Below are 14,098 nucleotides of genomic sequence, written 5' to 3'. Positions count from 1 at the left end.
GATGCAAGGAAGGGCACCTTGTTATCGCTTTTTGAATAACAAGGTGCCCTTCCTTGCATCTTCGGCGCGCTGCGCGAGGAGTTGGTGTACGTCGGCGATGTCGCGGGGTGAGGTGCGCGAGGCTAGCCAGTACATGATCCCGGTCGGCACGAAGAAGAGCTGGAACGCGGCCAGCCCGAGCGCATAGTTCAGCGGCGGCGGGAACGGCCCCTGCAACGCCCGGAACACCACCCCGACCAGGCCGTTGCCCACCGCCCGGCCGACCCCGTTGGTCAGGTTGCCCAGGCTGTAGACGGTGCCCCGGTGCTCGGGCGGGTTGACGTCGGCGATCAGCGCGAACCAGTTCGGCGAGTTCGCCGAGGTCAGCGCGAGCGCCACCAGCGCGATGAGCAGGCTCAGCCCCACCGTCGGCTCGGTCACCACGCTGCCCAGCACGCCCCGGACCACCGCGCCGGTCCCGGCGCCGTCGGGCACGTCGATGCGGATCGGGACGGAGAACAACACCAGGTACAGGGGCACCGCCGCGAGGATGCCCACCGCCGCGACCAGGGCTCTGCCTCTCGGGGTACGCCGCTGCAGCCGGTCGCCGACCAGGCCACCCACGATCGACAGCGCCCCGCCGAGCTGGAAGAGCGTGGCGAAGATGCTGCCGACCACAATCGCGGTGTCCTCGCTGTACCCCTGGGTCTCGGCCCGCTCCCGGAAGAGCACCGGCAGCCACACCAGCGAGCCGAACGCGACCTGCGCGGTCAGCCCTTGCAGCACCAGCCACACGTTGGTCCGCCGGCCGAGGATCACCGGCAGGTCGGCGCGGCTGATCCGGTAGTCGTACTCGCCGCCGCCCGCGAGCGCACCGGCCAGCTCCGCGTCGCTCTGCCCGCGCCGGACGTCGTACGTGAAGGCGTACGCCAGCGTGGCGACCAGCCCGACCGCGGTGAGCACGAAGAACGGCAGCCGCCAGTCGGCACGCCCGAGCAGGCCACCGACCAGCACGCCGGCGAGCGTGCCGATCCCCTGCGACAGGCCCCAGAAGCTCATGACCAGGCCGCGCCGGCGGGGCGAGATGAGGTCGCTGACCACGGAGAAGCCCACCGAGGCGACCGCGCCCAGGCCGATCGCGGCCAGCACCTGGGCGGCGAAGAACGCCGCGTACCCGCCGGACAGGCCGGTGCCGGCCGTGCCGGCCGCCCAGAGCAGCGTGCCGACCATCAGCAGCGGCTTGCGGTTCGTGCGGTCGCCGGTGTACGCCCAACCGACCGCCGCGACCGCGCTGACCAGGAACGACACGGCGGTGACCAGGCCGATCGCGCTCTCCGGCACGTCCAGCGAGTCGCTGACGCTGCCGTACAGCGGGGGACCAGCCCGATCGCCACGTTGTCGAGCGAGGCCAGGATGACGAACACCACGACGCTGTAGATCCGGTGCCCGCGACCGCCGCTTCCCATGCCCGGACCCTAAGCCCTGGCGGATCTAGGGCGCGTCTGGTGGATCTTGTGGGTGCGAGGCGAGGTCCAGGCGGCGTCCGGTGGTGCCGGGCGGAAGGTCGCATACCGGTGTTGTATGTGGCCTTTCGCCCGGTGCCGCTGGTCGCCGTCTGGGCCCGCCGCAGCCCCACAAAGATCCACCAGACGCGCCCTAGAGGAATCGGCTACCTACAATGGCCACGGGGAGCGGGCGACCGGAGGCGGGGTAGGGGACGTGCCACCAGGCGGGAGCGGCGAGACGCAGACCGCGCTGCAGCAACTCCGCGAGTTCTTCATGAGCTTGAACGACTGGATTCCGGGCGCCGGCACGTTCTTCGTCGAGATGGTCCTCATGTTTCCCGAGGCGGACCATGAGCGGCTCTTCGACCTCTCCGACGCGTACGCCGACGCCGTCGAGCTGTACGCCGACCACCTTGACGAGCTGTCGCCGTACATCACGGACCTGACCGTGTGGCAGGGCGACGGCGCGGCCGCGGTGGTGCACGCCGAGCTCCAGGCGTACCAGGAGCAGCTGGTCGGCATGACCGAAGCCATCAGCGCCATGCAGACGTCCGTCCACGGCAAGGCGCTGGAGATCGAAGCAGCCGTCTACATGGCGATCATCAACCTGATCATGGCGGGCATCGCCCTGGTTCAGCTCCTGCTCACGGCGTGGACCGGCATCGGTGCCGTCATCGGGGGCGGCGCGGTCGTCGGCTTCCGGATAGCCATCGTTCAGGGGATGAAGTTCCTGCTGCAGCGGATGTGGCAGCAGACCATCAAGGCCGCCATCCGGCGCACGATCCAGGCCGGCTGGCGCGGTGCCGGCCGCGCCGCGCTGCGCGGCGGCCTGATGTACGCCGGCTTCATGGGAGTCTCCAAGGGCACGATCACGCTGATCCAGGCCCTGGAGGGGCACGACCCGTTCACCGAGGACTTCGCCGGCCGGTTCGCCCGGGAGATGGTCGACGGCTTCATCTCCGGCGCCCTCGGCGGCCCTCTGCAAATGGGCATCAACAACCGGCTCGCCGGCGGGCTCGCGTTCATGGGCGGCCAGGCCGGCAGCAACATGCTCCAGATCGGCCGGGACAGCCTGATCGACGCCTTCGGCGGCCGCGAGTGGGCCCAGCGAAACGGCCTTTACAGCGGAATGACCTGGGGAAACGTCGCGCACGGGCTGACCCCGCCGCCCTCTTCGGCGCGATGATCACAGACTTCGGCGGGTACGGCCGGGCCGGCCTGCGCGCGGACCTCGCCGCCTGGCGCGGGGACGTCAACCTCTTCGGCGGCCGGGTCGACGCGCCCGCGCCCGCGGGGCTGCCCAACTCGCTGGGCGACGGGGCTCGGGTGGACCTGCCCGGCGCGGCGGGCGCGCCGACGCTGGCCCCCTCCCACCTCGGCGAGGGCGGCCCCCAGCAGGGCGGCGCCAACCAGAACAGCGGCGGCACCCGCACCCAGGGCGGCACCAGCACCACGACCTCGGGCGGCGGCCAGGGGCGGGGCGCCGACGGCACCGGCCGTACCGGCGACGCGAGCACCGCGACCCCGGACGCCCCGCGGGCTGGCGAGACGGGCCGCGCCGAGACCACCGCCCCCGACACCGCGCGCACGGAAACGACGGCGCCCGACTCCACGCGTACCGAGACCGCCCCTCCCGACACCGCCCGGACGGAGACCGCGCCCCCGACACTGCCCGCACTGAGACCAGTAGCCCGGAGCCGGTACGCACCGAGACCAGCAGCCCCGAGCCGGCCCGCACCGAGACCGCCACCCCCGAGCCGGTGCGTACCGACGCGCCGCCCCCGGACACGGCCCGGACCGAGCCGACGCACGTGGAGCCGACGCATGCCGACCCGGTCCGCACCGACGGCACGCCGGCCGAGCCCGGCCGGGTGGACACGCCGCACCAGGCGGACGGTCCCCGCGCGGAGGTCCCGCACCAGGCCGATGCCCCGCGCGCCGAGACGACCAGCCACCCGGACGCGCCCGCGGCCGAGGGCAGCCGGGCGCCGGAGAGCCGTACGACGGCGGACGGCTCCTCGCCGGACGTCGGCACGCTCGCCGACGGGCGCCCGCCCACGGACGGCTCCACCACGGTGGACGGTCCACACGCGACCGACGGCGGGCAGGCGCGGGACGGGGTTTCCGGCGACCGGCAGGCCGGCCACCCCGCGGACGCACCGCCGGACACGGCTCGGCAGGACGCCCCGGCCGGCGAGCGCGGCGGGGACCCGCCCGGCGGCCCGCCGGTCGTGACCCACGGCGAGTCCGCTTCCTCGACGCAGCCGCGCGCCGACTCTGCCCACAGCGGACGGTCGGACGCCGGGCGTACCGACGCCGCGGGTGACGCGCCCCGCCGCGAGTCGCGGTACGCGGAGTGGCGGGCGCGTACCGAGGCACGCCTGGAGCAGCACTACGGACGGGCGGTCGGCGAGCGCCTCGGCCCCGCGCCGGACGGCGGCCGTACGCCCGGCACCCGGCTCACCCCGGAGCAGGTGCAGCGCGCCCTGGACACCCCGCCGGAGCGGCTGAACGCGTACGGCAACCGGCTGCGCGACTTCCTGGAGCAGCACTTCACCCACGTCGACGAGGCCACCGGCGCGCGCCGCCCGCTGGACTCGGCCGCGATCGACGCCAAGCTGAAGGAGCTGCGCGGGGACGCACCACCGGCCCAGGCGCCACGCGACACCGAACGGGCACCGGAGACCGCGCACACGCCCGAGCCGACCCGGGACGCGGAAGGCGTCCGCGAGCCGGCGCGCGAAGGTGCTCCGCCACGCGACCCGGTGACCACGCCCGACCGAACCACGCCCCCGGACACCGCCCGCACCCCGGAGCCGCCCCGGGACGCAGAGACACCTCGCACCCCTGAGCCGACCCGGGACGCAGACACCGCCCGCGACGGAGACCCTCCGCGCGATGGGGACCCGCCCCGCGACGGAGACCCTCCGCGCGATGGGGACCCGCCCCGCGACGGAGACCCGCCGCGCGACGGGGAGCGCACGCGCGCGCCCGAAACGCCGCCCCGGGACGGGGAGAGCGTGCGCGAGCCGGACGGCCGCCGGAGCACGACCCCCGAGCCGCCGCCACCCGGCGATACGCCACGCAACAAGCTGATGGACCGCGTCCGCGCCCGGCTGCACGACCTCTTCGGCCGGGAGCGGGTCGACGAGGCGCAGGCGCAGCGCGACCAGGCCGAGCGCGACCACTACGAAGCGAACATGCGGGAGGCCCGGCGCCAGCTCGCCGAGACCGTCGAGCAGGACCCCCGGGTACGGCAGGCCCGGCAGGACGCCCAGCAGCACGCCCTCAACGAGCAGCACGCCCGCGCCGAGGCGGCCGGCCGCCGGGCCGAGGCCGACGCCGCGCGCGCCGACGCGAACTCCGGCCGCCACCAGGCCCAGCAGGCCCGTCACCAGGCAGACCAGCTGCCGCCGAACGATCCGTACCGGGACTCGCTGCGCCAGTACGCGGACCAGCTCGACCACTGGGCCAACCAGCGGGCCGCGGACGGGCAACGGGCGGACGCCGACGCCGGCAAGGCCGACCAGCGGGCCGTCGACGCCCGCCGGCAGCACAACGAGGCCAACGCGGCCGCCGACAAGGTGACCCGGCAGATCCGGGCCGACCACGTACAGCAGTGGCACTACGCGAACGTCGACATCGAGGGCCAGTACCGGATGGTCGACAACAACCATCCGGGACCGCGGATTTCCGCGGTGACCGGGCACGACGTGCCGCCCCCGGTCTGGGCGAACCGGCCGTACGGCGCCGAGGGCGGCCTGCGGCACGTGCTGCACGCCGACCAGGCCCGGCTGGAGAACGCGCTCCGCGACCCCCAAGGTGGCTACCAGCGCGCGCCCGACCCCAAGGGGCCGTGGCTGAAGCTGCTGAACTCGTTCGGCATCCCCGCCGACCCGACCCGCACCCAGAACTGCCTCGACACCGTCGCGTCGCTCTTCGACACGTTCGTGCACGGCCGCCCGACCGTCGCCGCGCCGCGCACGTTCGACGGGTACTCGCGGGGCAACCCGGACCTGCCGTGGTCCGGCGAGCGGGGTGGCCCCGGCCGCATGGAGGACCTGACCGGCGGCCGGTACCAGGCGCTGCTCGGCGACGTGTCGCGGCAGTCGCCCGCGCAGGCCATGCCCAAGGTGCACGACGCGTTCGACCAGATCCGGCAGCAGTTGCTCGCCGGCGGGCACGGCTCGTTCAGCTCGATCATCACCGGGTGGCGTGGCGGCGGCTCGCACGCGTGGGCGGCGGTCAACCACAACGGCGTCGTGCACTACATCGACCCGCAGGCCGGTCGCGTGGTCACGGCGGTCGACGGACCGGGCGGCGTGCACTACGTCGACGCCGACACCGGCAAGACGGTCCCGCACCCGATCCACGACCAGGGCCAGATCACGGCCCTGGACGCGCTCGTGGTGGACGGCAACGCGCGGCCGGTACCCTTCGCCGACCGGCCCGCCGGCCACTGGAACGACCGGCCCCTCACCCCGAGTACATGGCCCACCAGTCCCCGACGTACGCGCCACGCACGACGCCGGGGTCGACCACGGGGCGGCCCGCCACGAGCACGACCAGGCCACCGCGGAGACGAACCGCGCGAACCAGGCCCGCCAGCAGGCACAGCAACACGCCGCCGATGCCGCGCACGCGCGTACCCAGGCACAGGAGGCCGCGAACCGCGCGGCCCAGCACCAGAATCAGCGCGACGCGGCCTGGGCCGAGGCGAACTGGCGCGACCAGACTCAGCAGCACCATGAGGCATACGCCCAGCGGTACGCCGAGCGTCAGCACCTGGGGCCGGAGCAGGCCGCACAGGCACGCCACCTGGAGGAGCAGCACCAGGCCCAGGCCCGGCAGGCCCGGTACGAGGGCAGCCAGTACCGCCAGCAGGCGCACATGCAGGAGGGCCTGCGCCAGCAGGCGGAGGTCCAACAGCACCAGGCCGCCGACCGGACCAGCCAGGCCGAGGCCCGCCGGCAATATGCCGAGAACGCCGCCCACCAGCACGACCAGGCGGCGCGCGCGCACGAGCAGCGCGCCAATCAGCACGAACAGAGCTACCAGCAGCGGGCCGACCGGGCCGCGAACACCCACGACCAGGAGGCGGCCCGCGCGCAGGCCGAGGCCAACCAGCACAAGCAGCAGGCCCAGCAGCACGCCCAGAACGACCCGCTCCGCCAGTTGGAGGAGCGCCGCGCCCAGCACCACCAGGAGGTGGCCGACCGCGCCCGGACCGCCGCCGACCAGTACCGGGGCGCGCGCGACCGGCAGCAGTCCGCTCTGGTGCACGACCACCGGGCCGACCAGCACGCGCAGCAGGCCGCGCAGCACCGCCAGCAGGCGGCCGCGCACGACCAGGCGGCGCACGCCGCCGAGCAGCGCCGCGCCGCGGCCGAGAACGCGCACAACCAGTGGTCCAAGGTGGACCCCAAGGTGGCGGACCAGCACCGGGCCACGGCCGACCAGCACGCCAGCGACCGCGACGCCGCCCAGGCGCGGGCCACCGCCGAGCGCCAGGCCGCGCACGCGTCCGAGCAGGCCGCGGCGGCCGAGCGGGCCGCCGCCGCCGCGGACCGGACCACGCGCGACGCCTTCCACGACGCGGCCGAGAGCTGGCACCGCAGTCTCGGCCACGAGCGCCTTCAGGATCCGGGTACGCCGGCGCCGGAGGGCGGGCCGCGACCGTTCCGGCCGGAGGACCTGCCCGACGGGCTGCGGGCCCGGTACGAGGCGCTACAGGATCCGCGCGCCCGCGAGCAGTTCGAGCAGATGTACGAGCGGATGGGCGGCAACGAGCGGCATCTGACCGGCGCGCTGGACGGCATCGAGCGGCGGGCCCATGCCAACGACGGCACCCTGGAGCAGGCGCTCGTCGACAAGTACGAGCAGACCCAGCAGGAACAGGCCGCTGAGCAGGCCATCCAGCCGCCGAGCCCGGAGATCCTGCGCGAGATCAACAACCAGCTCGACCACCTCGACGACCTGCGCGGACGGATCGAGGCGTACGCCCGGGAGCACCCCGAGGTGCGGGGCACCGAGCGGTGGCTGAAGACGCTCAACTCGGAGGCCAACAGCCTGCGCGAGGAGGCCCGTGGCCTGCACGACCCGTCCGTCCAGCGGGCGCAGGACCACGGCAACAACGTCCGCGGCATCGAGGGCGAGGTGGAGCTGGCGGCGCGCTCCCACGGCGTGACGGAGGTCGGCCTCAAGGTCAAGGTGACCACGCCGGACGGGAAGACGTACAAGACCGACGTGGACGTGGTGGCCGAGGGCGGCCGGGTCTGGAAGGACAGCAAGAACTACAACTGGTTCCCCAAGGACAGCACCACGTTCGACCACCTGAAGGAGCAGGTCACCCGCCAGCTACGCATCCTCGCGTTCGACACCGCACACCACGTCGACGGCCAGCCGCCGCGCCTGGAGTGGCACTTCTCTCGCGGAGTGAACCCCGAGGTCGCCCGGGCGCTGGAGGCGATCCGGATCGTCGACCCGGTCACCGGGCTCGACCTGCCACACCGGGTCACGGTCGTGGACGGCACCGCAGGCGGGCCCCCGCCGCACAGCCCTACTCCGGACAGCCCTCCGCCGGACTCGACCCCGCCGGACAGTACGCCGCCGGACGCGCCGGGTAGCGCGCACGGCGACCCGCCGTCGAATATGCCGCACGAGTGGCCGTCCGACCCGGTCAACGGGTACGTCATCCACGATCGCGACCTGGACTTCCTGGGCCTCACCCGGGAAGACGTGGAGCTGTGGATGGCCCGCGAGGCGCCGCTGGGCATGACGCCGGAGCTGTACCGGGAGTGGCGCACGTCGCTGCTCGACGCGCTGCAGCGGGACGGGATATCGCCGGAGCACGTGGACATCCGGCTGCGCGGTTCGGCGGCCGACTTCTTCTCCGGCGTACACAAACAGCTCCCGACGCACGGTGACCTGGCCGGAAACCTGGACGCGGCGCAAAGGCTGCGGGACTGGATCGGCGATGACCCGAGCCGCCCGACCAGCCGGCCGTTCGACTCCATGCACCGGCTCGGCTTGGAGGAGCCCAGCGACTACGACATCAACATCTCCTCGGGCAGCATGTTCGAGCATGCGGCGGCGCAGTGGGTGCCCGGCGAGCACGCCGGTCCCCTGACCAAGGACCACGGCTACCTGAACAAGGCGCTCGTCCGGAACGCGTTCCCGCACCTCGCCGAGTGGGCCGACGCGTGGACCGCGCGCACCGGGCGGGACATGTCGTACGCCGTGTTCGACCACATGGGCCCGGCGGACATGTCGCACCTCGGCTTCAACGTGCACTTCCGGGAGAGCGACTGGGTGGTCCAGCATCCGCCGGAGCACCCGACCGATCAGCCGACCCCGGCCCCGGAGCCGCCGCCCGCCGACGCGCCGGGCGGGGCGCACCCGCCGGAGCCGCCGGGCGGCGATCCGCCGGGCACGGCGTTCGCGGAGCCGGGCGGCCCCGACCCGATCAAGGCGCTCATCGACGCCGAGGTCGGGCCCCACTCACCGGAGCTGGCCTCCGTGATCAACAAGCTCCTCGACGACCCGCATCCGCTCAACCTCACCAAGTACCTGGAGGACCCGGCGACGCGGGACGCGGTGGTGCGGATCCTGGCCGAGATCGGCGAGGGCGCCGCGCTCCGGCCGCACGACGGATCGCTGGCCGAGTTCCTCGCGGAGCACCAGGGCCGCGGGCCGCTCTTCGATCCGCCGCCGCGGGACGCCAACTACACCACGCGTCCGGACGGCACCGAGTCCTCGCGGCTGCACGACTACGTGGACGCCGCCAAGCAGCAGGACCCGGCGCTGCGCGTGGGCCGCGAGCCGACGCCCGAGCAGCGCGCTCAGGTGGACGAGTACGCGGCGCGCCTCAAGCACGACGTCGAGCCCGCGGTGCGGGAGGAGCTGTCCCGGATCGCCGACGACCTCCGGCGGGAGTTGGGCGGGCAGGTCGAGGTGAACAGCCGGGCGAAGGACGGGGACGGCCTCATCGACAAGGTCCAGCGGATGACGGCGGGGCGCGAGGGCGCGCCGGGACGTCTCGGGTACGAGGTCGGCAACGTCATCGACGCCGTGGGCGCCCGGATCACGGTCGACAGCATGCAGGCCCTCGAAGGGCTGTACGACCGGATCGTCGCGCGCTTCGGCGTCGGAGACGGCGGGCGGATCATCGAGATCGAGAACATGTACGCCGAGCCAAAGGCCAAGAATCCGGCCTACCGTGTTATCCCGATGGTGGTCTCGATTGAGGTGGGCGGCCGGCCGTACACGTTCGAGCTGCAACTGACGACGCTGCGCGCGTCGGTGGCGGCCGACCTGGAGCACAACTCGATCTACAAGCCCTACGTGTCGGCCTCGGCCGCGGAGCAGGACGCGGTGCGGGAGGCGCTCCGCGAAGCCGCAGCGCTCGACCAACTGGAGGCCGGCCGTGACTGACGCGGTGTACACGTTCCACATCGGCGAGGCGTACGACGACCTGCGGCCCGCCTTCGCGATCGACAGCCGCGAGTACGCGGACCCGGCGGAGCTGGCGGCCCACCTGGCGGCCGCGTCGGAGTTCCTCCGCGAGCGCCACATCATCACGGAGCGGGAGACCACTGTTCCGGCCGCGCCGACGTCGCTGCCGAGCTGGCGGGAATGGCGGGAGAAGTACGTCGTACGCGGTGAGCCGCTCCCGGTCCGCCCGCAGCCGGCCAGGCCGGAGGTGCCCGCGGGGTACGACGCCATGTGGGAGTGGCTGACCAGCGAGCACACCTGGCTGCGTGATCAGGTCTTCGCCGCCGCCCGAGCCGTGTCGCCCGCCCGCGAGCCCGAGATCGGCCGCGACATGGACCCGCGGCGGGTCACCTCCGGTTCGGTCGACCTGTCCGAGGAGCGGTACGCCTCGACGATCACGATCGACATCGCGACATCCAGCGACGACGCCGTCGCCGAGGTACGGGCGGCCGCGGCCGCACTCGCGGCGCAGGGCTGGGACGTCGGCGAGCTGACGGCCGGCGACCCGTACGTACAGCTCACCACCCAGGCCAAGGGCCACACCATCACCGCGCTCATGCGGCACGGCCGGAAGCGGCTCACGCTGACCGGCGACTCCAGGGTGGTGGGGGCGGCCGACTTCGCACCCACGCCCCCGACAGAATGAGCGGTATGCGGACGTTCACCGCCCCGGCGGGCTGGCCGGCGCTGCGCCACGGTCTCGCGTCGCGCCTGCCCGAGCCGACGCTCGCGGCGCTCGACCCGGCGGTGGAGTTCGCGGTGCGCTGCCACGGCGACCAGACCCGCCCGGCCGGCGAGCCGTACGTCGAACACCTGCTGGAGGTGCTCGACGTCCTGGTGGAGGGCGTCGGCGTCGACGACCCGGACGTACTGCGCGCCGCGATCCTGCACGACACCGTCGAGGACACGCCGTGCACCCTGGCCGAGATCAGCGAACGCTTCGGGCCGGGCGTCGCCACGCTGGTCGACTGGGTGACCAAACCGGAGCCCGGGGCGGGTCAGGACCGCGACGAGGCCCGCCGCGCGTACCTGGCCCGGCTCCAGGACGCGCCTGCGGACGCGCTCGTCCTCAAGCTCGCCGACCGGCTCAGCAACGTGCAGCGGCTCGACTCGCATCCATCCCCGGCCAAGCGGCGCCGGTACTTCCAAGAGACCGTCCGCTGGATCGTCCCGCTGGCGCAGGGCCAGCCCTGGTTCCGCCAGTGGTACGACGAGTGGCAGCGCAAGCACCAGCACCTGGGCGAGGAGGCATCCTGATGGCGTTGACGCGGCGACTGTCCGTGATCATGCAGGGCGGTCTGGACCAGGCCAGCCTGGAGGCCGTACGCCAGGCGCTGGGCCTGTCCCGGCGCGGGCGGCTGACCGACCAGGAGGACATGGAGTTCGGGTACGCCTACCTGAACGGCGAGGGCGAACCGCACGTCGTGGTGACCCTCTGGCGGTACGCCGACGACCGGTGGGGCGTCACACTCGACGCGGACCCGCGCGTGGACGTGTCCACACCGGACGTAGAACGGTGGGCCGCCCAGGCCGAGGCCGCCGCGACCGAGGCCGGGCTGACCGTGGTCGAGCGGGACACCGACCCTGCCGCACGCCGCGAGGTACGCCGGCTCTTCGTGCTCCTGCGCGGTCAGATCGACGAGTCCCGCCTGAACGAGCTGCGGACCGCGCTCGGCCTGGAGCCCGCCGGCCGCCTGGACGACCCGTCGGCGTGGGAGCTGGGCGCCCGCCGGCTGGACGGCGGTGCCGTGCTCCGACTCGTACGCCTGGACGGCACCTGGGGCGTGGCCATCGACGCCACCCCCGACGCGGCGATCGCCCCATCCGACCTGGCCCACTGGGCCGAACGCGCGACCGCGGCAGCCACCGTCGCCGGCCTCGCGCCGGCCGCCCCAGTCCTGCGCTAGCCCTCTGGGCTTACCCGTCGATCAGGGGCTTGCCCGTCGATCAAGGGCAAACGGCCGTGCTTTGATCTCCTTTCCACGACCATTCGCCCTTGATCGCGGCGAAAGTCCTTGATCGGCGGCGCTGAGCCCGTGAGTAGGGTGCCCCGAGGCCGGCCCGATTGCTGCGGTGATCATGAAGAGTGCGGCATCCATGAACGTGAAGGATTTGGGTCGCTGGGGCGACTCGAATCCTTCACGCAAATCCCGCAGCCGCTGATGTCGGGAAGTTGGGCCGCGATCCTGAGCGAGACATGGGTCCGCGGTGCTGGAGTGGGATGCCGGCACCCGGTCCGACCCCGTCGATCAAGGACTTTCACGGCGATCAAGGGCGAATGGTCGTGGAAAGGAGATCAAACCACGACCGTTTGCCCTTGATCGACGGCGCGCGGGCGGCGCGCGGGCAGCCGCGGGGGCGGGGCACGGCGGGGCGCGGCGAAGGGGCGGGCGGTGAGGGGGCGCTAGGGGGCCAGGGGGGTTAGGGCTACTAGTTCGTCGCGGCGGGCTTGGGGAGGACGCCGAAGAGGTGGGTCTCGATGGTGGCGCGGGCTTGGGCGTTGGCGACCGCCAGTGCGCGTTCCGGCGCGGGTGCGTCGGCCAGCCGGCTCGCTCGCCGGGCCGCCCCGAGCCGTCCGTCTCGTCGGGCTCCGGGCGGGCGGACAGGGCCCGCGTCAGCAGTTCGGGATCCGTGAAGCCGCCGGCGAGCAGCAGGCGTACGGTCTCGGTGCCGACCTGCCAGGCCATCAGGAAGTCGGGCCACGTCTCGGTGGCCAGCAACGCCGCGTACCGGGCCGTCGCCTCCTGGATGGCCGGCGCGAGTGCCGCCTGCGCGGGAGCGGGCACGAGCGTGGCGAGGCCGTCCGGGATCGGCCGCCGGCCTTCGAGCAGCCATCCCGGGGCAGCGGGTAGACCCGGCGGGCCCCGACGAACGACTCCACCGTGGGCCCGGCCAGGTCGAAGGGGTACACGTCGCGGGTGACCCGGTCGACGATCCACCCCGGCGCGTCGTACCGGACGGCCTCGGTGTCGCCGGGGTTGACGGTCGGCCGGCCGACCGGGCGGATCTCCTCGGGCGGGACGTCCCAGCGGACCCGGTAGACCAGTTCCAGGGCGTCGACGGCGAAGCCGGGATCGCCGTCGACCGTCATCTGGTACGACCCAAACGGCTCGTTCACCTGCTTGCGTACCAGGTCGACGGCCTCGATGGGCGTGCCCACCGGTGGGGGCGGCGGCGCCAGGGTGGGGCCGGGTGGCCGGCCGCCCGGGGCAGCAGCTTGCGCGGGATGCCGGGGCGAGCAGGGCGAGCGCGTTGTCGTCGAACGGCTGCGACGGGCCCATCGGCGGCCCGGCGGCGGCCTGGTCACGCTCCAGGATGACCACGGCCCGCAGCAACGGCGGCAGCGCGGCGAGCTGGCGCAGGTAGGCGCTCTGGGCCAGGGCCATCGAACGCGCGCCGGCCGGCGCCATGGCCAGCACCATGGCCTCGGCCCAGCCGATCGGGCGAGCCAGGTCGATCAGGGCGGCTCGGGCGCTGAGCAGCGCCCCGTCGTACCAGGGCAGGGCGACCGCGGCGGCGAGCAGCTCCGGGTCGGGGGGTGCCTCCTTGGCCAGCGCGGTCGCGGTGCCCACGCCGATGTCGAGCAGGCGCTGGTGGCGAGGCGACCACGCCGGCTGACCGAACCGCGCCCGCCCGATCAGGTCGAGCACGAGCCCGCCGAACCGGTCCCGGTCGGAGCGGGACACCGCCTTGGTCAGCTTGCGCCCGGCCTTGGCCCAGGCGTCCGGGTAGCCGGCTACGGCCATCGGTGCTGTCCGCTGCCGCCGAAGAAGAGCCGCCCGCCGGTGATCGGGAGCTCGTCGCGGGGTGCGACGGTCAGCCTGGGCTCCACGCCGTAGTCCAGCTTGCCGGCCAGGTAGAGCAGGCCGAAGCGCTGGTGCAGCAGCGCTTCGCCGTCGACGGTCAGGACGTCGAACTCCCGGTCGGCGACGTGGCGCAGCAGGTCGTGGACGCGGCGGGTCTGCATGAAGGCGACCTCGAGGTCCGGCGTGAGCGCCGCGCATGCCTCCCGGAACGCGCGTACGACGGGAGGCTCGTCCAGATCCTGCTGGTCCACGAGGTCGTACTGCTCGAAGGCCAGCACCAGGACGGTGTACTCGTCGAGGTCCAGCACCCGGGCC

Annotated in this window: 8 protein-coding genes and 1 pseudogene; 6 read left to right on the top strand and 3 right to left on the bottom strand. The window is 73.6% G+C overall.

Features of this window, described 5'->3' with window-relative positions; all coding sequences use genetic code 11:
• Nucleotides 1–21 precede the first annotated feature (21 nt).
• Nucleotides 22–1,549, bottom strand: a pseudogene (locus Prum_RS25870) (MFS transporter).
• Nucleotides 1,550–1,698: 149 nt separating this feature from the next.
• On the opposite strand from Prum_RS25870, the gene Prum_RS25865 reads away from it, so the two are divergent.
• The 6 genes from Prum_RS25865 to Prum_RS25840 all read left to right on the top strand — a co-directional run bounded on the left by Prum_RS25865 (nucleotide 1,699) and on the right by Prum_RS25840 (nucleotide 11,884).
• Nucleotides 1,699–2,670 carry a WXG100-like domain-containing protein gene (locus Prum_RS25865; protein WP_173078854.1) on the top strand — a complete coding sequence of 324 codons (972 nt, stop codon included), beginning with the start codon at nucleotides 1,699–1,701 and terminating at the stop codon, nucleotides 2,668–2,670.
• A gap of 574 nt (nucleotides 2,671–3,244) precedes the next feature.
• Entirely contained in the window at nucleotides 3,245–6,235 is a 2,991-nt protein-coding gene (locus Prum_RS25860; RefSeq protein WP_173078853.1) for a toxin glutamine deamidase domain-containing protein, read from the top strand.
• Nucleotides 6,236–6,374: 139 nt separating this feature from the next.
• Nucleotides 6,375–9,917, top strand: coding sequence for a nucleotidyltransferase family protein (locus Prum_RS25855; protein ID WP_173078852.1), 3,543 nt, complete (start codon nucleotides 6,375–6,377; stop codon nucleotides 9,915–9,917).
• Nucleotides 9,910–10,623, top strand: coding sequence for a hypothetical protein (locus tag Prum_RS25850; protein ID WP_173078851.1), 714 nt, complete (start codon nucleotides 9,910–9,912; stop codon nucleotides 10,621–10,623). The genes Prum_RS25855 and Prum_RS25850 overlap by 8 nt, the downstream gene beginning before the upstream one ends.
• A gap of 5 nt (nucleotides 10,624–10,628) precedes the next feature.
• Nucleotides 10,629–11,234, top strand: coding sequence for an HD domain-containing protein (locus tag Prum_RS25845; RefSeq protein WP_173078850.1), 606 nt, complete (start codon nucleotides 10,629–10,631; stop codon nucleotides 11,232–11,234).
• A complete protein-coding gene (locus Prum_RS25840; protein WP_173078849.1) occupies nucleotides 11,234–11,884 on the top strand; it encodes a hypothetical protein in 651 nt (216 codons plus the stop codon). The genes Prum_RS25845 and Prum_RS25840 overlap by 1 nt, the downstream gene beginning before the upstream one ends.
• 342 nt (nucleotides 11,885–12,226) lie before the next feature.
• Here the strand turns inward: Prum_RS25840 and Prum_RS25835 are convergent, their stop codons facing one another.
• Both Prum_RS25835 and Prum_RS25830 read right to left on the bottom strand, forming a co-directional pair.
• Nucleotides 12,227–13,723, bottom strand: a complete 1,497-nt coding sequence (locus Prum_RS25835; protein ID WP_173078848.1) for a hypothetical protein — start codon at nucleotides 13,721–13,723, stop codon at nucleotides 12,227–12,229.
• Nucleotides 13,714–14,091: a hypothetical protein gene (locus Prum_RS25830; RefSeq protein WP_173078847.1), complete on the bottom strand. Its 378-nt coding sequence runs from the start codon at nucleotides 14,089–14,091 to the stop codon at nucleotides 13,714–13,716. Before Prum_RS25830 ends, Prum_RS25835 begins: the two co-directional genes overlap by 10 nt.
• Nucleotides 14,092–14,098: the final 7 nt, after the last annotated feature.

The sequence above is a fragment of the Phytohabitans rumicis genome, assembly GCF_011764445.1.
GTDB classification, from domain to species: domain Bacteria; phylum Actinomycetota; class Actinomycetes; order Mycobacteriales; family Micromonosporaceae; genus Phytohabitans; species Phytohabitans rumicis.
This window is presented reverse-complemented; position numbering and strand designations above follow the sequence as displayed.

Bases quoted from the DNA above. Each gene is read 5' to 3' on its own strand.
- Prum_RS25855 (WP_173078852.1), top strand. From the start codon at position 6,375: ATGCAGGAGGGCCTGCGCCAGCAGGCGGAGGTCCAACAGCACCAGGCC.
- Prum_RS25845 (WP_173078850.1), top strand. From the start codon at position 10,629: ATGCGGACGTTCACCGCCCCGGCGGGCTGGCCGGCGCTGCGCCACGGT.
- Prum_RS25840 (WP_173078849.1), top strand. From the start codon at position 11,234: ATGGCGTTGACGCGGCGACTGTCCGTGATCATGCAGGGCGGTCTGGAC.
- Prum_RS25835 (WP_173078848.1), bottom strand. From the start codon at position 13,723: ATGGCCGTAGCCGGCTACCCGGACGCCTGGGCCAAGGCCGGGCGCAAG.